Annotated in this window: 23 protein-coding genes; 9 read left to right on the forward strand and 14 right to left on the reverse strand. The window is 74.5% G+C overall.

Annotated features, from left to right (window positions below; genetic code table 11):
* Positions 1-56: 56 nt before the first annotated feature.
* Together ACFCZN_RS19925 and ACFCZN_RS19930 are read right to left on the reverse strand one after the other, a co-directional pair.
* The gene (locus ACFCZN_RS19925) at positions 57-716 is read right to left on the reverse strand and encodes a redox-sensing transcriptional repressor Rex (protein WP_429764967.1); all 660 of its coding nucleotides are present in this window, start codon (positions 714-716) and stop codon (positions 57-59) included.
* Between the two features lie 31 nt (positions 717-747).
* Complete coding sequence (locus ACFCZN_RS19930) at positions 748-984, reverse strand: glutaredoxin family protein (protein ID WP_430547743.1); 237 nt, start codon at positions 982-984, stop codon at positions 748-750.
* Between the two features lie 71 nt (positions 985-1,055).
* Between ACFCZN_RS19930 and ACFCZN_RS19935 the strand changes: the two genes are divergently transcribed.
* A complete protein-coding gene (locus ACFCZN_RS19935) occupies positions 1,056-1,859 on the forward strand; it encodes an HAD family hydrolase (protein WP_429764969.1) in 804 nt (267 codons plus the stop codon).
* Positions 1,860-1,957: 98 nt separating this feature from the next.
* On the opposite strand, the gene ACFCZN_RS19940 is transcribed toward ACFCZN_RS19935, so the two are convergent.
* Complete coding sequence (locus tag ACFCZN_RS19940) at positions 1,958-2,056, reverse strand: 30S ribosomal protein bS22 (protein WP_003792170.1); 99 nt, start codon at positions 2,054-2,056, stop codon at positions 1,958-1,960.
* Between the two features lie 154 nt (positions 2,057-2,210).
* On the reverse strand, positions 2,211-3,386 hold the full coding sequence (locus tag ACFCZN_RS19945; protein ID WP_429764970.1) for an acetoin utilization protein AcuC: 1,176 nt from the start codon (positions 3,384-3,386) through the stop codon (positions 2,211-2,213).
* A gap of 64 nt (positions 3,387-3,450) precedes the next feature.
* Between ACFCZN_RS19945 and ACFCZN_RS19950 the strand changes: the two genes are divergently transcribed.
* The 3 genes from ACFCZN_RS19950 to ACFCZN_RS19960 all read left to right on the forward strand — a co-directional run bounded on the left by ACFCZN_RS19950 (position 3,451) and on the right by ACFCZN_RS19960 (position 7,023).
* Positions 3,451-4,842, forward strand: coding sequence for a TrkH family potassium uptake protein (locus tag ACFCZN_RS19950; protein ID WP_429764972.1), 1,392 nt, complete (start codon positions 3,451-3,453; stop codon positions 4,840-4,842).
* Positions 4,843-4,888: 46 nt separating this feature from the next.
* Entirely contained in the window at positions 4,889-5,560 is a 672-nt protein-coding gene (locus ACFCZN_RS19955; protein ID WP_429764974.1) for a potassium channel family protein, read from the forward strand.
* Positions 5,561-5,634: 74 nt separating this feature from the next.
* On the forward strand, positions 5,635-7,023 hold the full coding sequence (locus ACFCZN_RS19960; RefSeq protein WP_430557913.1) for a phytase: 1,389 nt from the start codon (positions 5,635-5,637) through the stop codon (positions 7,021-7,023).
* Between the two features lie 21 nt (positions 7,024-7,044).
* Here the strand turns inward: ACFCZN_RS19960 and ACFCZN_RS19965 are convergent, their stop codons facing one another.
* The 6 genes from ACFCZN_RS19965 to ACFCZN_RS19990 form a co-directional block, all read right to left on the reverse strand.
* Positions 7,045-7,767, reverse strand: a complete 723-nt coding sequence (locus ACFCZN_RS19965; protein WP_429764977.1) for an ABC transporter permease — start codon at positions 7,765-7,767, stop codon at positions 7,045-7,047.
* Entirely contained in the window at positions 7,764-8,531 is a 768-nt protein-coding gene (locus ACFCZN_RS19970) for an ABC transporter ATP-binding protein (protein WP_430557914.1), read from the reverse strand. Before ACFCZN_RS19970 ends, ACFCZN_RS19965 begins: the two co-directional genes overlap by 4 nt.
* Complete coding sequence (locus tag ACFCZN_RS19975) at positions 8,521-9,192, reverse strand: TetR family transcriptional regulator (protein WP_430557915.1); 672 nt, start codon at positions 9,190-9,192, stop codon at positions 8,521-8,523. Before ACFCZN_RS19975 ends, ACFCZN_RS19970 begins: the two co-directional genes overlap by 11 nt.
* Before the next feature lie 23 nt (positions 9,193-9,215).
* The gene (gene proC / locus ACFCZN_RS19980) at positions 9,216-10,016 is read right to left on the reverse strand and encodes a pyrroline-5-carboxylate reductase (RefSeq protein WP_429765198.1); all 801 of its coding nucleotides are present in this window, start codon (positions 10,014-10,016) and stop codon (positions 9,216-9,218) included.
* A gap of 98 nt (positions 10,017-10,114) precedes the next feature.
* The gene (locus ACFCZN_RS19985) at positions 10,115-10,741 is read right to left on the reverse strand and encodes a hypothetical protein (RefSeq protein WP_430557916.1); all 627 of its coding nucleotides are present in this window, start codon (positions 10,739-10,741) and stop codon (positions 10,115-10,117) included.
* Positions 10,742-10,856: 115 nt separating this feature from the next.
* The gene (locus ACFCZN_RS19990) at positions 10,857-11,549 is read right to left on the reverse strand and encodes a DUF2087 domain-containing protein (RefSeq protein ID WP_430557917.1); all 693 of its coding nucleotides are present in this window, start codon (positions 11,547-11,549) and stop codon (positions 10,857-10,859) included.
* Positions 11,550-11,624: 75 nt separating this feature from the next.
* Between ACFCZN_RS19990 and radA the strand changes: the two genes are divergently transcribed.
* On the forward strand, positions 11,625-13,055 hold the full coding sequence (gene radA / locus ACFCZN_RS19995; RefSeq protein ID WP_429764985.1) for a DNA repair protein RadA: 1,431 nt from the start codon (positions 11,625-11,627) through the stop codon (positions 13,053-13,055).
* Between the two features lie 24 nt (positions 13,056-13,079).
* Complete coding sequence (disA, locus tag ACFCZN_RS20000) at positions 13,080-14,165, forward strand: DNA integrity scanning diadenylate cyclase DisA (protein ID WP_429764986.1); 1,086 nt, start codon at positions 13,080-13,082, stop codon at positions 14,163-14,165.
* 33 nt (positions 14,166-14,198) lie between these two features.
* On the opposite strand, the gene ACFCZN_RS20005 is transcribed toward disA, so the two are convergent.
* Together ACFCZN_RS20005 and ACFCZN_RS20010 are read right to left on the reverse strand one after the other, a co-directional pair.
* The gene (locus ACFCZN_RS20005) at positions 14,199-14,648 is read right to left on the reverse strand and encodes a GNAT family N-acetyltransferase (protein WP_430557918.1); all 450 of its coding nucleotides are present in this window, start codon (positions 14,646-14,648) and stop codon (positions 14,199-14,201) included.
* Between the two features lie 71 nt (positions 14,649-14,719).
* On the reverse strand, positions 14,720-16,096 hold the full coding sequence (locus tag ACFCZN_RS20010) for a hypothetical protein (protein ID WP_430557919.1): 1,377 nt from the start codon (positions 16,094-16,096) through the stop codon (positions 14,720-14,722).
* Between the two features lie 155 nt (positions 16,097-16,251).
* Between ACFCZN_RS20010 and ACFCZN_RS20015 the strand changes: the two genes are divergently transcribed.
* Complete coding sequence (locus ACFCZN_RS20015) at positions 16,252-17,184, forward strand: A/G-specific adenine glycosylase (protein WP_429765200.1); 933 nt, start codon at positions 16,252-16,254, stop codon at positions 17,182-17,184.
* A gap of 18 nt (positions 17,185-17,202) precedes the next feature.
* Here the strand turns inward: ACFCZN_RS20015 and ACFCZN_RS20020 are convergent, their stop codons facing one another.
* Together ACFCZN_RS20020 and ACFCZN_RS20025 are read right to left on the reverse strand one after the other, a co-directional pair.
* Positions 17,203-17,748: an amino-acid N-acetyltransferase gene (locus ACFCZN_RS20020; protein WP_429764994.1), complete on the reverse strand. Its 546-nt coding sequence runs from the start codon at positions 17,746-17,748 to the stop codon at positions 17,203-17,205.
* Between the two features lie 57 nt (positions 17,749-17,805).
* Complete coding sequence (locus tag ACFCZN_RS20025) at positions 17,806-18,759, reverse strand: sugar-binding transcriptional regulator (protein ID WP_430557920.1); 954 nt, start codon at positions 18,757-18,759, stop codon at positions 17,806-17,808.
* A 98-nt stretch (positions 18,760-18,857) separates the two neighbouring features.
* Here ACFCZN_RS20025 and ACFCZN_RS20030 point away from each other — a divergent pair, with 98 nt between their 5' ends.
* Entirely contained in the window at positions 18,858-20,603 is a 1,746-nt protein-coding gene (locus tag ACFCZN_RS20030) for a glycerol-3-phosphate dehydrogenase/oxidase (protein WP_429764997.1), read from the forward strand.
* Positions 20,604-20,712: 109 nt separating this feature from the next.
* Complete coding sequence (locus ACFCZN_RS20035) at positions 20,713-21,474, forward strand: MIP/aquaporin family protein (RefSeq protein ID WP_430557921.1); 762 nt, start codon at positions 20,713-20,715, stop codon at positions 21,472-21,474.
* Positions 21,475-21,607 lie beyond the last annotated feature (133 nt).

A 21,607-nucleotide genomic window follows, 5' to 3' on the forward strand; every position in this document is an offset into this window, starting at 1 on the left:
GGGCCGCACCAGCTGCGGCCCCGTCCGGGCTTCTCTATCTCGCGGGTCTGGCTTCTCTATCTCGGGGTGCCGTTGGTGGCCGCCCGGGCCGCGGCGTGGAACGCGAGGATCTGCAGCTCGCCGGCCACGTCCACCGAGCGCACGACGACGTCGTCGGGCAGCTGCAGCGCCACCGGCGCGAAGGACAGGATCTCCCGCACCCCGCACGCCACGATCCGCTCGGCGATGGCCTGCGCCACCGGCCCGGGGGTCGCCAGCACCACCATCGACACGCCGGTGCGCGCGAGCACGTCCTCCAGCGCGTCGACGTGCTCGATCGTCAGCCCGGCCGCGGAGTTCCCGACCACCTGAGGGTCGGCGTCCAGCAGCGCCACCACCTGGAACCCGCGGGCCGCGTAGCCCGAGTAGTTCGCCAGGGCGTGGCCCAGGTTGCCGATGCCGACGATCGCCAGCCGGTGCTCGGACCCGAGCCCCAGCGCCGTCGCGATGTACTGCGCCAGCGACTGCACGTCGTAGCCCACGCCGCGCGTGCCGAACGACCCGAGGTAGGACAGGTCCTTGCGCAGCTGCGCCGACCCCACCCCCGACCGCTCCGCCAGCTCCGACGACGACGTCGTCGTCACACCGCCCTCCGCCAGGTCGCGCAGGGCGCGCAGGTAGTAGGGCAGCCTCGCCACCGTCGCGGCCGGCACCGTCGCCTCACCGAGCTCGATCACTGCTGGATCACCCTGTCGTCCTCTCCCGGGCTCAGCGGGCCAGCCGGCGCGCCAGCCGCGCGCCGTCCACCCGCCAGAAGCCCTGCTGCACGCCGTCCACCTCGACGACGGGCACGTAGTCCCCGTACTTGCCCACCAGGTCCCCGCCGGGGCCGTCGACGTCGATGTCGACCTCCCGGAAGGTCTCGCCCGCGGCCCCGCACACGTCCGCGACCACCGCCCGAGCCTCCTCGCACAGGTGGCAGCCGGCACGCGTGTACAGAAGCACCCGGGGTTCGCCTTCGGATCCCTGCGGCATGCTCACCTGCCAAGACTAGCGGCGCCGATACAGTGGGCCGCATGCCGTCGCCTGCCGAGTCGTCCCCGCCGGCGCGCGCCGCAGCCTTCTTCGACGTCGACAACACCATCATCCGGGGCGCCAGCGCCTTTCACCTGGCGCGCGCCCTGTACCAGCGCCGGTTCTTCGGCACCCGCGACCTGCTGCGGTTCGCGCTGATCCAGGCGAAGTACCTGGTGTTCGGCGAGTCCCGCTCCCAGATCGAGACCGTGCGCAGCCGCGCCCTGTCGCTCATCGCCGGGCGCTCGGTGGCGGAGATCACGGCCGTGGGCGAGGACGTGTACGACACCGTGCTCGAGCTGCGCATCTTCCCGGGCACCAAGCGGCTGCTCGACGAGCACCTCGCCGCCGGCGACCAGGTGTGGCTCGTGACCGCCACGCCGGTCGAGATCGGCGGGCTCATCGCGCGCCGACTCGGCGCCACGGGGTGCCTCGGCACGATCGCCGAGCACTCCGGGGGTTTCTACACCGGCCGCCTCATCGGTGACCTCATGCACGGGGAGGCCAAGGGCGCCGCCGTCCGCGAGCTCGCCGAGCGCGAGGGCATCGACCTGTCCGCCTCCTACGCGTACGGCGACTCCCTCAACGACCTGCCGATGATGCGCACCGTCGGGCACCCCTGCCCCATCAACCCCGACGCCCGCCTGCGCCGGCACGCCAAGGAGGTCGGCTGGCCCATCCGCGAGTTCCGCGGCCGCGGACGGCGCGTGGCCGGGCGCGGGATGAAGACGGCGTCGTGGGCCGGCGCCGCCTGGGTCGCCGGCCTCGTGCTCCGCAGCATCCGGCGGCGGCTGCAGGGCCGCTGACCGCCCTGCGCGCCGGCCGGGAACAGCGAACGGGCCCGGCACCTCCGTGGAGGTGCCGGGCCCGTTCGCGCACGCTGTCCGCCGTCAGGCGGACGGCGTCACTTCTTGTTGCGACGCTGGTGACGCGTCTTCCGCAGCAGCTTGCGGTGCTTCTTCTTCGCCATGCGCTTGCGGCGCTTCTTGATGACGGAGCCCATGAGGTCCTCACAATGCTTGTCGGTCGGTGGAACACGGTTGGTCCCAGGAGCCCTGTCTCCAGGAGCAGCCGACCAACGCGGAAAAGTCCGTCCCCCAGGGTACCCGATGCCCGGCGCCCTCCCGACCGGCGCCCGTCCGACCGGCGCCGTGACGTCAGTCGCGGTACGGGTCGAGGCCCCACACGGGGAACACGTGCCGCCGGGTGGCGAGGACCGCGCGGTCGACGTCGTCGGCCGGGTCGTAGCCGTCTGACCAGGGCCGCCACTCGACGTCGCCGCTGCCCAGGCGCTCGGCCGGGTCCAGCCCGGACAGCTCCTCCACCTCCCGCCGCCAGGACTCCGGCAGCTCGATGCCGATCGCCAGGGGCGCGTGCGCCGCCTCCGCCACCAGGCTCGCCCACACCAGCGGCACCACGTCGACCACCGCGTACCCGCCGCCGCCGAGGGCGACCCAGCGGCCGTCGGCCAGCTCGTGCGCGAGCTCGTGCACCCAGCGCGCGGCGGTCCGCTGCGCGCCCACGCCCACGTTCAGGTCGGTGAGCGGGTCGTTGCCGTGCGCGTCGCAGCCGTGCTGCGACACGATCACCTGCGGGCGGAACTCGCGCACCACCGCGGGCACGACGGCGTCCACCGCGCGCAGCCAGTGCGCGCCGTCGGTGCGCGGCGGCAGCGCCACGTTCACCGCGGTGCCCTGCGCCGCCGTCCCGCCCGTGTCGCCGGCGTTCCCGCTGCCCGGGAAGAGCGTGTGCCCGTCCTGGTGCACGGAGACGGTGAGCACCCGCGGGTCGTCCCAGAAGATCGCCTCGACGCCGTCGCCGTGGTGGGCGTCCAGGTCGACGTACGCGACCCGCTCGGCCCCGAGGTCGAGCAGGCGCTGCACGGCCGCCGCGGCGTCGTTGTAGATGCAGAAGCCGGACGCCGCGCCGCGCTGGGCGTGGTGCATGCCGCCCGCGATGTTCACGCCGTGGGCCACGTGCCCCGACCAGACCGACTCCGCCGCGTCCACCGACGCCGCCACGAGGCGCGCCGCGGCCTCGTGCATCGCCGGGAACACCGGGTCGTCCTCGGTGCCGAGACCGCGCGCCGGGTCGGCGGTGCCGTCGGCGGCCGCGCGACGCACCGCCGCGACGTAGGCGGCGTCGTGCACCGTCTCGATGAGCGCGTCGGGGGCGGGCTCGACGTCCGCGAGCTCCAGCGTGGGCTCGTCGAGCAGACCGAGCTCCGCCACGAGCCGCATCGTGAGGTCGAGGCGAGCGGGCGCCATGGGGTGCCCGGGGCCGAAGTCGTAACGCAGGAGCTCGGGGCTCCACAGCAGCCGGGCGACGCGCATCCCGTCACGGTAGCCGACGCCGTGGCAGGCTGTGCCCAGCGACTGAGGGGCGGAAGGGGACAGGGTGCCGGGGAGCTGGGGCGGTCGCGCGCTCGCGCTGCGCGGATGGGCCAACCGCGCAGCCCGCGAGTACCCCGCCCGGCTCGCGATGACGGTCTTCGCGGCCGTCATCACCGTCATCTGGCTGCTGCTCCTCACCCCCTGGGCGACGGCGTCCGGCCGCGGCGCCTCCGTCGTCGACGCCCTCTTCACGGCGACGTCGGCCGTCTGCGTCACGGGCCTCGTCGTGCAGGACACCGCGACCTACTGGTCGGAGTTCGGGCACGTCGTCATCCTCGTGGGCATCAAGGTGGGCGGCCTGGGCGTGATGACGCTCGCCTCGCTGCTGGGCCTCGCCGTCTCGCGGCGGCTCGGCCTCACGCAGAAGCTCCTCACCGCCTCCGAGACGAAGACGGAACGGCTCGGCGAGGTCGGCGCCCTCCTGCAGACGATCATCGTCACCGCCACGAGCATCGAGCTGGCCCTCTCGCTGCTGCTGTTCCCCCGGTTCCTCGTCCTCGGCGACGACGCCGGGACGGCCGCGTGGCACGCCCTGTTCTACGGCATCTCGTCGTTCAACAACGCCGGCTTCGTGCCCACCCCGGACGGCCTGCTCCCCTTCGCGTCGGACTGGTTCGTGCTGGTGCCGATCGCGCTGGGCGTGTTCATCGGCTCGCTCGGCTTCCCCGTCATCCTCAACGTGATCACCAACCGTCGGCGCAAGCACAAGCACTGGGTGCGGGCCCTGTCGCTGCACACCAAGCTCACCGTGACCACGAGCCTCGCGCTCCTCGTGTCCGGGGCGATCCTCATCGGCGCGCTGGAGTGGAACAACCCCGCCACCTTCGGCGAGCAGAGCTTCTCCACCAAGATCCTGTCGTCGGTCTTCGCGTCGGTGATGCCGCGGTCGGCCGGGTTCAGCTCCGTGCCCGTGCACGAGATGACCCAGGAGACCTGGCTGCTCACGGACGCCCTGATGTTCGTGGGCGGCGGCTCGGCATCGACCGCGGGCGGCATCAAGGTCACGACGTTCGCCGTCATGCTGCTCGCGATCGTCGCCGAGGCACGCGGCGACGCCGACACCGAGGTGTTCGGCCGGCGCATCCCCCGCGACACCCTGCGGCTGTCCATCGCGGTGGTCTTCGTCGGCGCCACCGCCGTGCTCGTGTCGTGCCTCGCGCTGCTGCGCATGACCGACCTGCGGCTCTCCGAGGCGCTGTTCGAGGTGATCTCCGCCTACGCCACGGTGGGCCTGTCCACCGGCGTCACCGCGTCCCTGCCCGACGGCGCGAAGTACCTGCTCGCGGGTCTCATGTTCGTCGGGCGCGTGGGCGTCATCTCGCTGCTCGGCGCACTGGCCCTGCGCGACCGGCGACGCATCGTACGCTTCCCCGAGGAACGCCCGATCATCGGGTGACCCGTACCGACGACCCGGCCGGCGACCCGGCCGACAGAGGAGAACCGTGGCGGACAAGAAGGCACCCGCGCGCGACGCGGGCGTGCTCGTGATCGGCCTGGGCCGCTTCGGCTCCTCGCTCGCGACGGTGCTGGACCGCCTCGGTCAGGACGTGCTCGCCGTCGAGCGCGACGAGAAGCTCGTCGCGCAGTGGTCCGGTCGTCTGCCCCTGGTCGAGGCGGACGCCTCGGAGTCGGAGGCCCTGGTCCAGCTCGGCGCCAAGGACTTCGGCGTCGCCGTGGTCGGCGTCGGCACGGAGCTCGAGGCGTCGGTGCTCATCACCGCCAACCTGGTGGACCTCGGCACGCCGCAGATCTGGGCCAAGGCGATCTCCGCGGAGCACGGCCGCATCCTCACCCGCATCGGCGCGCACCACGTCGTCTACCCCGAGGCCGACGCCGGCTCCCGCGTGGCGCACCTCGTGAGCGGCAAGATGCTCGACTACATCGAGGTGGAGGACGGCTTCACCATCGTCAAGATGCGGCCGCCGAAGGAGATGCAGGGCTTCACGCTCGCCCAGTCGGACATCCGCAAGCGGTACGGCGTCACCGTCATCGGCGTGAAGTCGCCCGGCGTGGAGTTCCAGTACGCGACGCCCGAGACGCGCGTGAGCGCGAACGACCTGCTCGTCTGCTCCGGCCACGCCGACCTGCTGGAGCGGTTCTCCGCGCGGCCCTGACCCGGGCCGGTGTTCGGCGACCGTTCACGAGGACGCCACCGCCCGGCCAACGGCGCCCGGCACGCTCGGGGTCCATGCGACCCCCCCGACGCGCCCTGCCGGCGCTGCTGCTTCTCCCCGCCCTCGCCGTCGTGCCCGCGTCCACGGCGTGGGGCCACGGGCCCGGTCACGGCCACGACCGCCCCGGTCGCGACGTCGCGACCGTGACGACCGACGTCGAGACGCCCCCGCTGTACGACGACGAGGACGGCGGCGCCGCGTCCGGCGACGACCCGGCGATCTGGGTGCACCCGGGCGGCTCCCGGGACTCGCTGGTCCTCGCGACCGCCAAGGAGGGCGGCCTGCGCGTGTACGACACGGCCGGCCACGAGCTGCAGGCGCTGGCCGCGGACCCGGCGCCGCGGGCGGACGGCGTCGCCGGCCGGTACAACAACGTGGACGTCGCCTACGGCCTGCGCGTGGGCGGCGAGACCGTGGACGTCGCCGTGGTGTCCGACCGGTACAACGACCAGCTCCGGTTCTTCGCGGTCGACCCGGAGGGCACCGGCGCCGACGTGCCGCTCACCGAGATCACCGCCGCCGAGCAGGGCTTCCTCTTCCAGCCCGACCGGGCGGGCGTCGACTCCGAGCACACCGCGTACGGGCTGGCGGTGTGGCAGCCCCGCGACGGCGCGGCGTACGCGGTCGTCACGCAGGAGGGCACGACGGCGGTCGCGACCGCCCGCCTCGTCCCGCGCGCCGACGGCACGGTCGGGTACACGGACGTCGACCATCTCGACCTGCCCGCGTCGTTCGGCCTGCCCGACGGCAGCGCGTGGACGCCGTGCGAGGAGCCGGGCGTGGGGCCGCAGCTCGAGGGGCTCTCCGTCGACCAGCGCGCCGGCACCCTGTACGCCGCGCAGGAGGACGTCGGCCTGTGGCGCCTGCCGCTGCCGCTGGGGTCCGGCGAGCCGCGGCTCGTCGACACGGTCACCGACTTCGGCGTCGAGGACGCCTACGACCCCGAGACCGAGGAGTGCTCCCCCGCCGACGGCTCGTCGGAGGAGGCCGCCGTCGCCGCGAACCCGTTCGGCGGCGACCTGCTCACCGCCGATGCCGAGGGGGTCGACGTCTACCACGGGCCCGGCCGCGCGGGGTACGTCATCGTGTCCAGCCAGGGCGACGACACCTATGCCGTCTACTCCACGACGGGCCGCAACAAGGCCGTCGGCTCCTTCCGCGTCGCGGGGACGGACGGCGTGGACGAGGTCGACGGCTCCGACGGCCTGGCCGTGACGAACCGCCCCGTCGGCCCGTACCGCCAGGGCCTGCTCGTCACCCACGACGAGCCGGAGACCGGCGCCGACGTCGAGCCGGGCCGCGGCGACGCCACCGGGTTCTCGTACGTCGCCTGGGACGACGTCGCCGACGAGCTCGGGCTCGTCGTCAGCACCCGCGCCGGCAACGACCCGCGCTTCCGCTGACCACCGCGCGAGCGTCGTGGGTCAGGCGGTGCGACGGCGCAGGGTGGCGATGCCCAGGACGACGGCGCCGACGATGAACACCGCGATGGCGCCGACGGCGCCCTGCACGTCCGCCCACTCGCCGCCGGCGGCGAGGGTCTGCATGGCCTCGACGGCGTAGGTGAGGGGGAAGACGCGCGAGAGCCACTCGAGCACCTCGGGCATCTGGTCGCGCGGCATGAGCAGCCCGCAGGTGATGAGCTGCGGGAAGATCACCGCAGGCATCATCTGCACGGCCTGGAACTCCGTGCGTGCGAGGGCGGAGGCGGCGAGGCCGAGGCAGCAGCCGAGGACGGCGTCGAGCATCCCCACGACCAGCACCAGCCACAGCGGGCCGAGCACGTCCATCCCGACGGCGAGCGCGAAGCCCACGACCACCAGCGACTGCAGCAGCGCGAGGGCGGCGAACGCGAGCGCGTAGCCCGCCACGAAGTCGCCCTTGCGCAGCGGCGTCGTCATGAGCCGCTCGAGCGTGCCGGACTGTCGCTCGCGCAGGGTCGCGACGCTCGTCACCAGGAACATCACGATGAGCGGGAAGAGCCCCACGAGCATCGGCCCGAACTGGTCGAGCACCGGGGTGCCGTCGAACATCCACGCGATGAGGCCGAGCAGCAGGCACGGCAGCACGAGGATGAGCGCGACGGTGCGGCGGTCGAAACGGAGCTGGGCCAGCACGCGGCCCGCGGTCGTGGCGGTGAGCGTCATCGGGAGCCCTCCTCGGACGTCGAGCCGGTCGTCGCGGCCTGCTGGTCGATCAGTGCGAGGAAGGCCCGCTCGGCGTCCGGGGCGCCCGTCGTGGCGAGCAGCTCGGCCGGCGTGGTGTCGGCGACGAGGGCGCCGTCGCGCAGCAGCAGGAGCCGGTCGCACTGCGTGGCCTCGTCCATGACGTGGCTGGAGACCAGCAGCGTGCGACCCTCGCCCGCGAGGCGACGGAACATCGCCCACAGGTCGCGGCGCAGCACGGGGTCGAGGCCGACGGTGGGCTCGTCGAGCACGAGGACCTCGGGGTCGGCGACCAGCGCGGCCGCGAGGGAGACCCGGGAGCGCTCGCCGCCGGACAGCGTCCCGACGCGCTGCTTCTCGTGCCCGGCCAGGTCGACGACGGCCACGGCGCGCCGCACGGCGGCCTCCGCGCCGGCATGCGGCAGGCCCGCGAGCTGCGCGAAGTAGCGCAGGTTCTGCACCACGGTGAGGTCCGTGTACACGGAGGCGGCCTGGGTCACGTAGCCCACGCGACGGCGCAGGCCGGGCGAGCCGGCCGCCTCGCCGAGCACGGTCACCTCGCCCGTCACCCGCGCCTGGACGCCGACGACGGCGCGCAGCAGCGTCGTCTTGCCGGAGCCCGACGGGCCGAGGAGGCCCACCACCTGGCCGGACGGGACGGCCACGTCCAGACCGTCGATGATCGGCCGGCCGCCACGCTCCACGCGCAGCCCCCGGACCCGCACCGCGGCGTCGCTATTCCCCATGTGGGGAATTCTGCTCCTCGCCCGTGCCCGACGCAATGCCTCCGGGCAGGTCTCCCGTGAGGTAGCGCTGCACGGTCGGGCCGACGAGGGCCGCGACCCGGGCCGGCGGGAGGGTCGCCAGCGGGTCGATCGGCACCAGGAACCGCGTCATGAGCACGCCCGCCACCTGGGAGGCGACGAGCGCGGTCCGCAGCCGCGCGTCCGCGACGTCGAGCCGGCGCACGATCGGGCCGAGGATCTCCGCCCCGAGGAACTGCGGCAGCAGGCCGCGCAGGCCCGGGTCGGTCATCACGGCGGGGATGACGAGCCGCACCGTGGCGCCGCCGTCCGCGTCCCACAGCTCGACGACGGCCCGCACGAGCCGCTCCCCCAGCCCGTCGACCGGCCCCTGCGCCGCCGCCCGGACGAGGGTCGCAGGGTCGACGTCCGCCAGGCCGAGCGACGCGGTGAACAGGCGCGTCTTGTCGCCGAACCAGTGCCGCACCGTGCCCGGGTCGACGCCGGCGCGGCGTGCGACCGAGCGGACGGACGCCGCCTCGTAGCCGCGCTCGAGGAACTCGTCGCGGGCGCCGGCCAGCACGACCTCACGCGTGTCCTGCCCCGCGGGCCGCCGCCCGCGGCGCGCGGCCCCCGCGCCGTCGTCCGCCCGCCCGTCCGTCACGACCGCTCCTTCGTCGGGCCCGCTCAGGCGTGCTCGGCGGCGAGCTCGCGCGACCGGTCGCGCGCCGCCTCGAGCGCGTCGAGGAACGCGGCGCGCACGCCGCCGTCGTCGAGCTTGCGCAGCGCCGCGACCGTGGTCCCGCCGGGCGAGGACACCTTCTCGCGCAGCAGCACGGGGTGCTCCCCGGTCTCGTCGAGCAGCTTCGCGGAGCCGAGCACGGTCTCGACGGCGAGGCGCCGCGCGACGTCGCGCGTGAGGCCGAGCAGCACGCCCGCCTCCGCCATCGCGTCGACCACGTAGAACACGTACGCCGGGCCCGAGCCGGCCAGCGCGCCGAACGCATCGATGTCCTTCTCCGCCACGCGGAAGACGTGGCCCGAGCCGGCGAGCACCTGCTCGACGAGCGCGACGTCGTCCTCGCGGGCCGCCGTGCCGCCGACGACGGCGGTGACGCCCGCGCCCACCAGCGCGGGGGTGTTCGGCATGGCGCGCACGACGGGCGTGCCCGCGGGCAGCCGCTGCTCGAAGAAGGACAGCGGCAGGCCCGCCGCGACGCTCACGACGACGGCGCCCGGCTCGAGCGCGTCGGCGACGCGGTCGAGCATCGCGCCCACGTCCTTGGGCTTGACCCCGATGACGACGACGTGCGCGCCCTCGACTGCGGCGACGTTGTCCGTCGTCGCGCGGACGCCGAACCGCTCGGTGAGGTGCGTGCCGCGCTCGGGCCGGCGGGAGGTGGCCACCACGTCCTGCGGCGCGACCCCCGCGGACAGCGCGCCGGCCAGCACCGCCTCGCCCATGTTCCCCGTCCCGAGGAACGCCATCTTCACGCCGCCCACCTGGGTGTTCTCGGGGGTACCGGCCTGCTCGTCAGTCTGCTCGCTCACGGGCACCACGGTACGTCGCCGCGGGGGACGGCGGACTACAACGGATAGGCGGAGTAGAAGCCCTCGACGACGTCCGCCGGGCCGGTGGCCTGCAGCACCGCGGTGCCGTTGCGCCAGGTCACGACGGCGGAGCCCTCGGTGGAGCCGGGCGTCACGACGTACGCGCCGGTGGCCTTGCCGTCGACGGACACCTCGCCCTCGCCGGTCGGCTCGCCCGCCGCCTTGACCAGCGCCCCGTACGCAGCGGTCGCCGCCTCGTCGTCCTCCCACTGGCCGGCGTGCACCTGGACCGTCGTCGCGCCCTCGCCCGCACCGTCCGCGTAGACGAGCTGCCAGGACTCGACCGCGTCCGCGTCGTCCTCCCAGGACTTGTCCTCCGTGACCTCGCGCAGCGCCAGCGCCAGCACCGAGTCCGGCTGCGCCTTGACGAACGCCGTCTGGTCCTTCGGGCGCCCGCTGGGCGAGATCGTCGGCGTCGGCACCGGCGCGGTCACCGTGGCCTGCGGCTCCGGCTCGCTCTTCGCGAACCCGGGCCACACGAACGCCGTCAGCAGCACGACCACCAGCACCAGCGCACCCGCGGCCGACGCCACCACGATGCGCCGGCGCCGGAACACCTCCGGCGACGGGCGACCGTTCCCGCCCGTGCGTGCCTGGCTCACGATGTCCTCCTGCGGGGTCGGCGGCGGTGCAGGACGCAGCCTAGGGCGCGGCCCGCCGCATCGTCCGCGTCCGCCCGCCGCGTGTCGGTCGCCCGTGCATGCCGGCCCGACGCGCTCAGCGCAGCAGCAGCTCCACCTCAGGGTGGTCGGCGAAGACCTCCAGGACCAGCTCCGCGTACGTCTTGCCGCGCCCGGCCTCGAGGTCGTCCAGCCGCCCCTGGAACAGCGCGGTGTCGAAGCGTGGGTCCTCGACCTTCGCGCGATAGCGGTCGCGCGTGGCCGCGAAGCCCAGCGCTTCGCGCGAGCGGGCGAACCCGCGCCAGACGACGGTCACCCGGTCCGCGCCGTGCGCGGCGCCGAAGCCGCCGTGCAGCAGGTCGTCCAGGGCGTCGAGGCTCGGGACGAGCCGCCAGCCCTCGCCCGCCATGAACACGCGGTTCAGCTCGTCGTAGAACGAGGCGATCGAGTGGACCCGGCCGCCGTCGAGGTGCAGCGTCACGTGCCCGGCGTCGTCGGGCGACCCGACGTCGTCGAACTCGGTGACCTCCGTGCGCCAGTACTCCGCGCCGTCGCGGGTGCGGTGCACGACGCCGAGGTCCACCAGCGCCCGGCGCACCCCGACCGGGTCGTCGGCGAGCCGCGCCAGCCGGTCGGTGAGCTCCCGCTCGCCGACCGTGTCGAGCAGCGCCGGCAGCGCGGCGTGAGCGAGCCAGCGGGCCACCGTGCGGCGGTGCTCCCGGCGCCGGGGCATCGTCTCCAGACGGCCGTCGTGCAGGAACCGGCTCACGTCCGGGGGCGCTGAGGACATGTCGCCATCATCGCGCGCGGCGCGCACGGGCCGCCGAGAGGCCGCTGTCGGTGCCGCCCCCTAGCGTCTGACGACGTGAGCACCACGACGTCGTCCCGCACCCGCGCCAAGCAGTCGCGCCCCGGCTACCGCTGCACCGAGTGCGGGTGGACCACGCCCAAGTGGGTGGGCCGGTGCGGCGAGTGCCAGGAGTGGGGCACGGTCACGGACGAGGGGCCGGCGTCGGCCGGGCCGCGCACGGTCGCCACCAGCCCCGGGCGCGCCCCGGCGCGGCCGATCGGGGACATCGACGTCGCGGCCGCGCAGGCGGCGCCCACCCAGGTGCCGGAGCTGGACCGCGTGCTCGGCGGCGGCCTCGTGCCGGGCGCCGTCGTGCTGTTGGCCGGCGAGCCCGGCGTCGGCAAGTCGACCCTGCTGCTCGACGTCGCGGCCTCCTACGCGCGCGGCGCGGACGGCCGCGACGCCCGGACCGTCCTGTACGTGACGGGTGAGGAGTCCGCCGGGCAGGTGCGGCTGCGCGCCGAGCGGGTCGGCGCGCTCGCTCCCACGCTGCTGCTCGCCGCCGAGACCGACCTCGGCACCGTGCTGGGCCACGTCGAGGCCAACGAGCCCGACCTGCTGGTCGTCGACTCCGTGCAGACCATCGCGTCCGCCGAGGTGGACGGCGCCCCCGGCGGCGTGAGCCAGGTGCGCGAGGTGGCGGCGTCGCTCATCGCCGTCGCCAAGTCACGGCAGGTGCCCGTCCTGCTGGTCGGGCACGTCACCAAGGACGGCACGGTCGCGGGGCCGCGCACCCTGGAGCACCTGGTCGACGTCGTGTGCCAGTTCGAGGGCGACCGGCACTCGCGGCTGCGCATGGTCCGGGCCGTGAAGAACCGGTACGGCCCCACCGACGAGGTGGGCTGCTTCGAGCTGTCCGAGCGGGGCATCATCGGGCTCAGCGACCCGAGCGGGCTGTTCCTCTCCCACCTCGGCGCGGGCGTGCCCGGCACGTGCGTCACCGTGACGCTCGAGGGCCGCCGCCCGCTCGCCCTGGAGCTGCAGTCGCTCGTCGCCCCGTCGCCGCTCGCCAACCCGCGGCGCACGACGAGCGGCGTGGAGTCGTCACGGCTGGCGATGATCCTCGCCGTCCTGCACCGGCACGCGGGCCTGCGCCTCGCCGACCAGGACGTCTACGTCTCCACCATCGGCGGCGCCCGCGTCACCGAGCCCGCCGCCGACCTCGCCACGGCCCTCGCGATCGTCTCCGCGCGCACCGGCGAGCCGCTGCCCACCGGTACCGTCGCGGTCGGCGAGGTCGGCCTCGCGGGCGACATCCGGCCCGTCACCGGGCTGGACCGTCGCGTCGGGGAGGCCGCCCGCCTGGGCTTCGTGCGCGCCGTCGTCCCCGCCGGGACGTCGGTCAAGGCGCCCGCCGGGATGCAGCTGCTCGAGGCCCGGCACCTCGCCGAGGCGGTCGAGCTCGCCGGGGTCGGCGTCCGATCGGCGGATCGCCGGGGCGAGTGACCCCTGACGTCGTAGGATTCCCCCGTGGCTCCCTCCTCCGTGCACTCCGATGCCCTGCTCAGGGAGACCCTCGCCGCGGTCGCCCCCGGCACCGAGCTGCGCGACGGGTTGGAACGCATCCTGCGCGGGCGCACCGGCGCGCTCATCGTGCTCGGACTCGACAAGACCGTCGAGCAGATGTGCTCCGGCGGCTTCGAGCTGGACGTCCAGTTCTCCGCCACCCGGCTGCGCGAGCTGTCGAAGATGGACGGCGCGTGCGTCCTCGACCACGACGCCACCCGCATCCGTCGTGCCGCCGTGCAGCTCCTGCCCGACCCGTCGATCGAGACCAGCGAGTCCGGCACCCGCCACCGCACCGCGGAGCGCGTGGCCAAGCAGTCCGGCCTGCCCGTGATCTCGGTCAGCCAGTCGATGCGGATCATCGCGATCTACGTCGGGTCGCACCGGCACGTGCTGGAGGACCCGGACACCATCCTCGGCCGCGCCAACCAGGCCCTCGCCACCCTCGAGCGGTACCGCTCCCGCCTCGACGAGGTGTCCGGCACGCTCTCCGCGCTGGAGATCGAGGACCTCGTCACCGTGCGCGACGTGTGCTCCGTCGTCCAGCGCCTCGAGATGGTGCGCCGGATCTCCGAGGAGATCGACGGGTACGTCGTCGAGCTCGGCGCCGACGGCCGCCTCCTCGCCCTGCAGCTCGACGAGCTCATCGGCGGCATCGGCGCCGACCGCGACTTCGTCGTGCGGGACTACGTGGAGCTCGAGCGCAGCGGCCGCTCGCTCGCCAGCGTGCACGCCGACCTCGCCGCCCTCGACTCCGCGCAGCTGCTCGACCTCGGCCACATCGGCCGTGTCCTGGAGCTGCCCGGCGGCGGGGTGGCGCTCGACGCCGCCGTCGCGCCCCACGGCTACCGCCTGCTGTCCAAGGTGCCGCGCCTGCCCGCCGCCATCATCGAACGACTGGTCGGGCACTTCGGCGGGCTGCAGAAGCTCCTCGCGGCGAGCGTCGACGACCTCATGGCCGTCGACGGCGTCGGCGAGCAGCGTGCCCGCGCCGTGCGCGAGGGCCTGTCCCGCCTCGCCGAGTCCAGCATCCTGGAGCGCTACGTCTGACGGTTCCGGGGCATCGGACCCGCACGGTCGACCTCACCCCCGCAGCGCCAGGCTCCATGCGACCTCCCGGTCGAGCTGACCGGTCCGACGGAACAGCCGCACCTGCTGCGCCTCGGGCAGTGCCGCGGCGAGGGCGTCCGTCGTCGAGCGGGTGAAGCCGAGCCGCTGCCAGAACGCCCCCGACCGGCGTGAGAACAGCCACGCCGTGGCCGCCCCGGACTCCCGGGCCCGGTCGACGGCGAACGTCGCGGCCGCGAGGCCCGCACCCCGCCCGCGCAGGTCGCGCCGCACGGCGGTGCTGCGGATCAGCGCGTGCCGGCCGTCCGCGCTGAGCTCGTAGCCCGCGCTCGCCGCGATCCCCGCGTCGTCACGCCGGGTCCACAGGCGCACGGCCGGCGCGTCCAGGCCCGCCACCGTGAGGTCGGCGCCGCGGAGGAATTCGGTCAGGTCCGGGACGTCGCCGGGGCGCACGGGTTCGAGCACCCCGGCACGCTACGCCGGAGACCCAGAGCCGGGCCCGCCGGTCCACGGGCCGGCCCGGGCCCGGGACCCGCTCAGTCGGTCGCGTCCTTCTCCTCCGCGGTGGCCTCGCGGTCGGCGGCGCGGTCCGCGGCGTCCTTGGCGTCGCCGGTCGCGCCGTCCGACCTGTCGCCCTCGGCGTCGGCCTTCGCGTCGTCGCCGGACTTCGCGTCGCCCTTCGACGTCTCCCCCTGCGACTCGTCGTCCGTCGCGGCGTCGTCTGCCGCGCCCTTCGCCTCGTCGCGCGACGTCGCGTCCTTGGTGCCGTCGTCCGACGTCGGGGCGGTCTTCGCCTCGGCCTTCGCCGCGACGGTGATCGTCAGCGGCTCGCTGGTGGCGCCCGGGACGTCCTCCAGCGACGCGGTCGCCTCGTAGGTGCCCGCCCCGACGACCGGCGCCTTCTTCGCGCAGCCCTGGACGGACTTCCAGTGCACCTCGCCGGCGTCGACGCCGTCGGGCCCGAGCAGCAGCGGTCGTGACCCGTCGGAGCAGTCCGCGGACGACCAGACCTCCTCCTTGCCCGACTCGTCGGTGATCGTCACCGCGCGGCTGGCGGCGGCGCCGTCGAACAGGCACGGCACCCGCCCCACGTTGGTGACCCGCACCATGAAGGACATCGGGGACCCCGCCGTCACCGTCGGCGCGCTCGACGAGAGCCGCAGCTCGACGTCGTCCGCGCGACACGTGGTGGCCGGACCACCCAGCCTCAGCGGCTCGGGGGCCGCGACCTTGTCGGCGGGGAGGCTCTCCGGCCCCGCGAGCAGGCTCCGCGCGCCGTCGACCGCCTGCCCCAGGCCGTAGCCGCCGACGACGCCCACCGCGCACAGCAGCACCACGACCAGCATCGAGACGATCAGCGACCGACGGCCGCGGCGCGGCGCCGGCTTCCGCGGCCGGGGGCTCGTCGTCCGGCGGGACGACGCCGAGCGCGAGCCCGCACGCGACCCGCCCGGGGCGACCAGCTGCGACGCGGTGGCGACGCGGCGGTCGCCCCGGCGAGCTCCCGCCGAGCGGGACGACGTCGCCCGCGAGCCCGAGGAGCGCGACGTCGAGGAACGCGACGTCGAGGAACGCGACGTCGAGGAACGTGTGCTCGAAGAACGCGCGGCCGACGAGCGGGCAGCCGAGCCGCCGGCGCCGGAGGACCGACCGGACGACGTCGCGCCGCCCCGTGCGGAGCCGCCGCGCGAGCCACCCTGGGCCGCGCCCTTCGCGCTGGCCCGGCCGGCGGCGCCCTTCGGGGTGCTCTTCGCCACCTTCTTCGGCGCGCCCTGGGCGCCGCCCGACGTCGTCCTGCGCGTGCCGCCGCCGGACCGTCCCGTGCCCGCGGAGCCGGACCGACCCGCACCGGAGCGCGCGCCGGAACCACGCGAGGTGCCGCCACCTCGACGCCCGTCCTCCGCACGTGCCACGGGCCACCCCTCCGTCTCGATCCGTGCCGCGGCGCCACCGTACGACGCACGCCCCCACCTGCGGCGGAGCCGCGCCGCGTCGCCCAGCACCCGCCGAGCTGTGAGGCTCACAGCGGGGTACACCCCGCCGTGGGTCTGACGACTCGTGGGTGAGAATGGGCGCCGTGCCCGTCGTCCCCGCCCCGCTCCGCCCGACGCCGTCCGTCCCGGACACCACGGACCCGCTCGTCGGGCGCACGGTCGCCTGGTTCGACGACGCCGCTCGGGACCTGCCGTGGCGGCGCCCGGACCGGACCCCGTGGGGCGTGCTCGTCAGCGAGGTGATGCTGCAGCAGACGCCGGTGGTCCGGGTCGAGCCGGTGTGGCGCGCGTGGCTGGAGCGGTGGCCGACGCCCGCCGACCTCGCCTCGGCGCCCACGGCGGACGTGCTGCGCGCGTGGGACCGCCTCGGCTACCCGCGCCGCGCGCTGCGCCTGCAGCAGTGCGCGGCCGCGATCGTCGAGCGGCACGACGGCGAGGTCCCCGACGACGAGGACGCGCTGCGCGCCCTGCCCGGGATCGGCGAGTACACCGCGGCAGCCGTGCGCGCGTTCGCGTTCGGACGCCGCTCCGTCGTCGTCGACACCAACGTGCGCCGCGTCCTGGCCCGCACGCTGGGCGGCACCGCGCTCGGCGCGCCCTCCCCCACGGCCGCGGAGCGCGAGCTCGCCGCGGGCGTCGCGCCCGACGACGACGCGACCGCCGCGCGCTGGGCGGCCGCGTCGATGGAGCTCGGCGCCGTCGTGTGCACCGCGCGGGCGCCGCGCTGCGGGGCCTGTCCCGTCGCCGACCTGTGCGCCTGGCGCGCCGCCGGCCACCCGCCCGACGCGCACGCCCACCGCCGTCGCACCCAGGCCTGGCACGGCACCGACCGCCAGGTGCGCGGCCGCGTCATGGCCGCGCTGCGCGCCGCCGTCGAGCCCGTGCCCCGCTCCCTGCTCGCCGACTCCGGCCCCGACCAGGGCCAGGTCGACCGCTGTCTCGGCGGACTGGTCGAGGACGGGCTCGTCGAGCAGGACGACGCCGGCCGCTACCACCTGCCCGCCTAGTCCCACGTCGTGGGCGGGTCAGAGCTCGAGCAGCATCCGCGTGTTGCCGAGCGTGTTGGGCTTCACGCGCGCCAGGTCCAGGAACTCGGCGACGCCGTCGTCGTGGGAGCGCAGCAGCTCGGCGTACACCTCGGCGTCGACGGGCGTGCCGTCGATCTCACGGAACCCGTGCGTGCGGAAGAAGCCCACCTCGAACGTCAGGCAGAACACCCGGCGCAGCCCGAGGCGGCGCGCCCGGTCGACGAGGCCCTCGACGAGGGCGTGCCCGACGCCGCGGCCGCGCCACGCCGGATCGGCGGCGAGGGTGCGCACCTCCGCGAGGTCGTCCCACATGACGTGCAGCGCGCCGCACCCCACGACGCCCCCGTCGACGTCGGCGGCCACGAGGAACTCCTGCACGGCCTCGTAGTAGCCGACCATCTCCTTGGCCAGGAGGATGCGGCGCTCGGCGTACGGCTCCACGAGTCGGCGCACGGCACGCATGTCGGCCGGCATCGCGGAACGGACGGCGAACGACGCGCCGTGGTCCTGGGGCCGGCGGTCCGCGGGCGGTTCCGGAAGCACGCCGTCACTCTACGAGCGTGATCCCCGTGCGGCGCGCGCGTCCCGGTGCACGGACGTTCACGGTTCCTCCACGAGCGCGGCGGCCGTGACCTCGTCGATCACGAGGTCGGTCACGACGCCGGCCGCGAGCGCCGCCCGCAAGGGCGCCACCTTGTTGTCGCCCGCGACGGCGCACAGCCGCCGCGGGATGCGTCGCAGCTCGGCGGGCGCGGGCCCGGTGGCGCGGGCGTTGAGGGAGATGTCGCGGTAGGTGCCGTCGGCGCGCACGAAGACGGTGCAGACGTCGCCCACGACCCCCTCGGCGTCCAGCACGGCCACGTCGTCGGGATCCAGGTACCCGGCGGAGTACACGTGCGAGGGCACGCCCCCGGTGAGGGCCCCCACGGAGAACAGCGCGATGTCAGCGCGGCCCTGGACGTCGAGCACGCGGCGCACCGACCGCTCCCGCCACATCGCGGCCTTGGTCTCGGCGAAGTCGAAGAACGCCGGCACGGGGAAGTAGTGGACGGACGCGTCGAAGGCCGTGCCGAACCCCGAGATCAGGTCGCCCGCGTAGCTCATCCCCGAGGTGCGGGTGTTGGCGGCGCCGTTGAGCTGCACGACGGCGGACCCGCGGGTCGGCTTGTGGGGCAGGTGCTCCGTGATCGCGGCGAGGGTGGTGCCCCACGCCACACCGAGCACCATGTCGGAGTCGAACCAGCGCGCCAGGAGCCGCGCGGTGGTGATGGACACCTGCTGCAGGCGGTCGTCGTCGGTGGCGGAGTCCGAGACGGGCACCACGTACGCGTCGATGCCGTGCCGCTCGGCGATCTCCTGGCCGAGTCCGGGCGCGCGCGACGGGCCGGGTCGCAGCGTGATCTCGACGACGCCCGTGTCCCGCGCGCGCTTGATCAGCCGGGAGACGGTGGAGCGGGACGTGCGCAGGTGCCGCGCGATCGTCTCCATCTTCATGTCCTGGAGGTAGTACATCGTCGCGGCCATGACCACGTCGCGTTCCCGGTAGCTCGCCATACCTCCATGATGCCCTTTTGCACGTTTGTGCACCCAGGTTGCGCGGACGTGCTGGCGGTGCTGCTCTGGGAGCGTCGTCCCGATCGGAAGGAACCACGATGGCCTCCACCCGGCTCACAGCCGAGTCACGCACCCAGGCCCTCGCCGCGCTCAAGGGCTCGCAGACCCCCAGCGGCGAGCTCGACGTGCTCGTCGTCGGCGGCGGGGTCACCGGCGCCGGCATCGCGCTCGACGCCGCCACCCGCGGCCTGTCGACCGCGATCGTCGAGGCGCAGGACTGGGCGTCGGGCACGTCCAGCCGCAGCAGCAAGCTCGTGCACGGTGGGCTGCGCTACCTGCAGATGCTCGACTTCCACCTCGTCAAGGAGGCGCTCACCGAGCGCGACCTCCTGCTCAAGGACATCGCCCCGCACCTCGTCAAGCCCGTGCCCTTCCTGTACCCGCTGGAGCACCGGCTGTGGGAGCGCGCGTACGTGGGCGCCGGCATCGCGCTCTACGACACGCTCGCGTCCCTCGCCCCGGGGCGTCGGGCCATGCCGCTGCACCGGCACCTGTCGCGCCGCCGGATGTCCACGAAGTTCCCCGACCTCGCGCACGACGCCGCCATCGGCGCCGTGCAGTACTGGGACGCGTCGGTCGACGACGCCCGGCTGGTGTCCACGCTCGTGCGCACCGCCGTCAGCTACGGTGCGCACGCGGCGTCCCGCACCCAGGTCGTGGCGCTCACCAAGGGCGCCACCGGCGCGGTGAACGGCGCCGTCCTCACGGACCTCGAGAGCGGCGAGGAGATCACGGTCCGCGCCCGGCACGTCATCAACGCCACCGGCGTGTGGACGGAGGACACCGAGGCGCTCGCCGGCGACACCGGCGGCCTGCGGGTGCTGGCCTCCAAGGGCGTGCACATCGTCGTCCCGCGCGAGCGGATCAAGGGCACCGTCGGCCTGATCCTGCAGACCGAGAAGTCGGTGCTGTTCGTCATCCCGTGGTCGCGCTACTGGGTGGTCGGCACGACGGACACCCCGTGGAACCAGGACCCGACCCACCCGGTCGCCACCGCGCAGGACATCGACTACATCCTCGACCACGCGAACGCGGTGCTGGCCCACCCCCTGTCCCGCGACGACATCATCGGCACCTACGCCGGCCTGCGCCCGCTGCTGCAGCCCGGCACCAAGGAGGGCACCAGCTCCGCCAAGGTGTCGCGCGAGCACACCGTCGCCAGCCCGGTGCCTGGACTCACCGTCATCGCCGGCGGCAAGCTCACGACCTACCGCGTGATGGCGAAGGACGCCGTGGACTTCGCCATCGGCCAGCGCGCCGCCGCGCTGCCGTCGATCACGCACCAGATCCCGCTGCTGGGCGCCGTCGGCCTGCAGGCCACGCGTCGCCTCGCCCGCACCTGGGCGGCGAAGTACGGGTGGAAGCCGCAGATGGTCGACCACCTGCTGCACCGCTACGGCTCGTCGCTGCGCCAGCTCGTCGACCTGTGCGAGCAGGACCCGTCGATGGCCCGTCCGCTCGAGCACGCCCCCGCGTACCTGCGCGCCGAGATCCACTTCGGCGTCAGCCACGAGGGCGCGCTGCACCTCGAGGACCTGCTGCTGCACCGCACCCGCCTCGTCTACGAGGTCCTGGACCGCGGCCTGGCCGCGCTGCCCGAGATCGCCGACATCGCGGCACCCCTGCTCGGCTGGGACGACGCGACCAAGCAGGCCGAGATCGACGCCTACACCGCCCGCGCCCAGGCCGAGGACGCGGCGGAGCACGAGCCCGACGACGCCACCGCGGAGGCCGTACGCCTCCGCGCCACCGACGTCGCCGCCATGCAGCCCCTGCGGGGCTGACCCGACCCCGGCCGGACGTCCGGCCGGTCTCCCGCAGGGCTCCGCCCGACGCGGGCTCTCTCCGACCCGGAGAGGACAACGTGGTCCCTCAAGAGAAAGAGATCCGACGATGGACTCATTGATCATGCAGGCGTTCTGGTCCGAGATCCTCGGGACCGCGACGCTGATCCTGCTCGGTGCCGGAGTGGTCGCCAACGTCATCCTGCCCAGGACCAAGGGCTTTGACGGCGGCTGGCTGCTCATCAACTTCGGGTGGGGCCTCGCGGTCTTCGCGGGTGTCTTCACCGCGTACAAGTCGGGCGCGCACCTCAACCCGGCCGTGACGATCGGGCTCTACGCCGCGCAGTCGCCGTTCGCGACGCTCACCGGGCCGGAGGGGCGGGTCACCGCCACGATCGAGCCGACCGTGGGCAACATGTTCATCTACTTCGCGGCGGAGATGATCGGCGCCATCATCGGCGCGGTGCTGGCCTACATCGTGTACAAGAAGCACTTCGACCAGGAGGCGCCCGGCGCCACCAAGCTCGCGGTGTTCTCGACCGGGCCGGAGCTGCGCTCCTACGGCTGGAACTTCATCACCGAGGTCATCGCGACCTTCGTGCTCGTGTTCTTCGTCGTCATCTCGGGCAAGACGCCGTCCGGCCTCGGGCCGCTCGCCGTGGCCCTCATCGTGGTCGGTATCGGCGCCTCCCTCGGTGGCCCGACCGGGTACGCCATCAACCCCGCCCGAGACCTCGGGCCCCGCATCGCGCACGCGCTCCTGCCCATCAAGGGCAAGGGGTCCAGCGACTGGGCGTACTCCTGGGTGCCCGTCGCCGGCCCGCTCGTGGGCGGCGTGCTCGCCGGCCTCTTCGGTTCCGTCTACTCCTGATCCACCCCGCCGGGCGGGGCCCCCAACCCCACCCGCCACCCCCCCCCCCCCCCCCCACACGAAAGGCAAACCCCCCGGGTGAACCCCTCCCCCCCCCCCACCAAGGAACAAAAAAACCACGTGTCCTCGCTTT

This window comes from Isoptericola sp. NPDC056134 (assembly GCF_042264825.1).
Lineage (GTDB): Bacteria > Actinomycetota > Actinomycetes > Actinomycetales > Cellulomonadaceae > Isoptericola > Isoptericola nanjingensis.

What these genes read in the sequence shown, in the direction of transcription:
- ACFCZN_RS20015 (WP_429765200.1), top strand. Translation starts at nt 16,252, where the DNA reads ATGGGCGCCGTGCCCGTCGTCCCCGCCCCGCTCCGCCCGACGCCGTCC.
- ACFCZN_RS19940 (WP_003792170.1), bottom strand. Translation starts at nt 2,056, where the DNA reads ATGGGCTCCGTCATCAAGAAGCGCCGCAAGCGCATGGCGAAGAAGAAG.
- ACFCZN_RS19935 (WP_429764969.1), top strand. Translation starts at nt 1,056, where the DNA reads ATGCCGTCGCCTGCCGAGTCGTCCCCGCCGGCGCGCGCCGCAGCCTTC.
- ACFCZN_RS20025 (WP_430557920.1), bottom strand. Translation starts at nt 18,759, where the DNA reads ATGGCGAGCTACCGGGAACGCGACGTGGTCATGGCCGCGACGATGTAC.
- ACFCZN_RS20035 (WP_430557921.1), top strand. Translation starts at nt 20,713, where the DNA reads ATGGACTCATTGATCATGCAGGCGTTCTGGTCCGAGATCCTCGGGACC.
- ACFCZN_RS19945 (WP_429764970.1), bottom strand. Translation starts at nt 3,386, where the DNA reads ATGCGCGTCGCCCGGCTGCTGTGGAGCCCCGAGCTCCTGCGTTACGAC.
- ACFCZN_RS19990 (WP_430557917.1), bottom strand. Translation starts at nt 11,549, where the DNA reads ATGTCCTCAGCGCCCCCGGACGTGAGCCGGTTCCTGCACGACGGCCGT.
- ACFCZN_RS20030 (WP_429764997.1), top strand. Translation starts at nt 18,858, where the DNA reads ATGGCCTCCACCCGGCTCACAGCCGAGTCACGCACCCAGGCCCTCGCC.
- ACFCZN_RS19960 (WP_430557913.1), top strand. Translation starts at nt 5,635, where the DNA reads ATGCGACCCCCCCGACGCGCCCTGCCGGCGCTGCTGCTTCTCCCCGCC.
- proC (WP_429765198.1), bottom strand. Translation starts at nt 10,016, where the DNA reads ATGGCGTTCCTCGGGACGGGGAACATGGGCGAGGCGGTGCTGGCCGGC.
- ACFCZN_RS19970 (WP_430557914.1), bottom strand. Translation starts at nt 8,531, where the DNA reads ATGGGGAATAGCGACGCCGCGGTGCGGGTCCGGGGGCTGCGCGTGGAG.
- ACFCZN_RS19965 (WP_429764977.1), bottom strand. Translation starts at nt 7,767, where the DNA reads ATGACGCTCACCGCCACGACCGCGGGCCGCGTGCTGGCCCAGCTCCGT.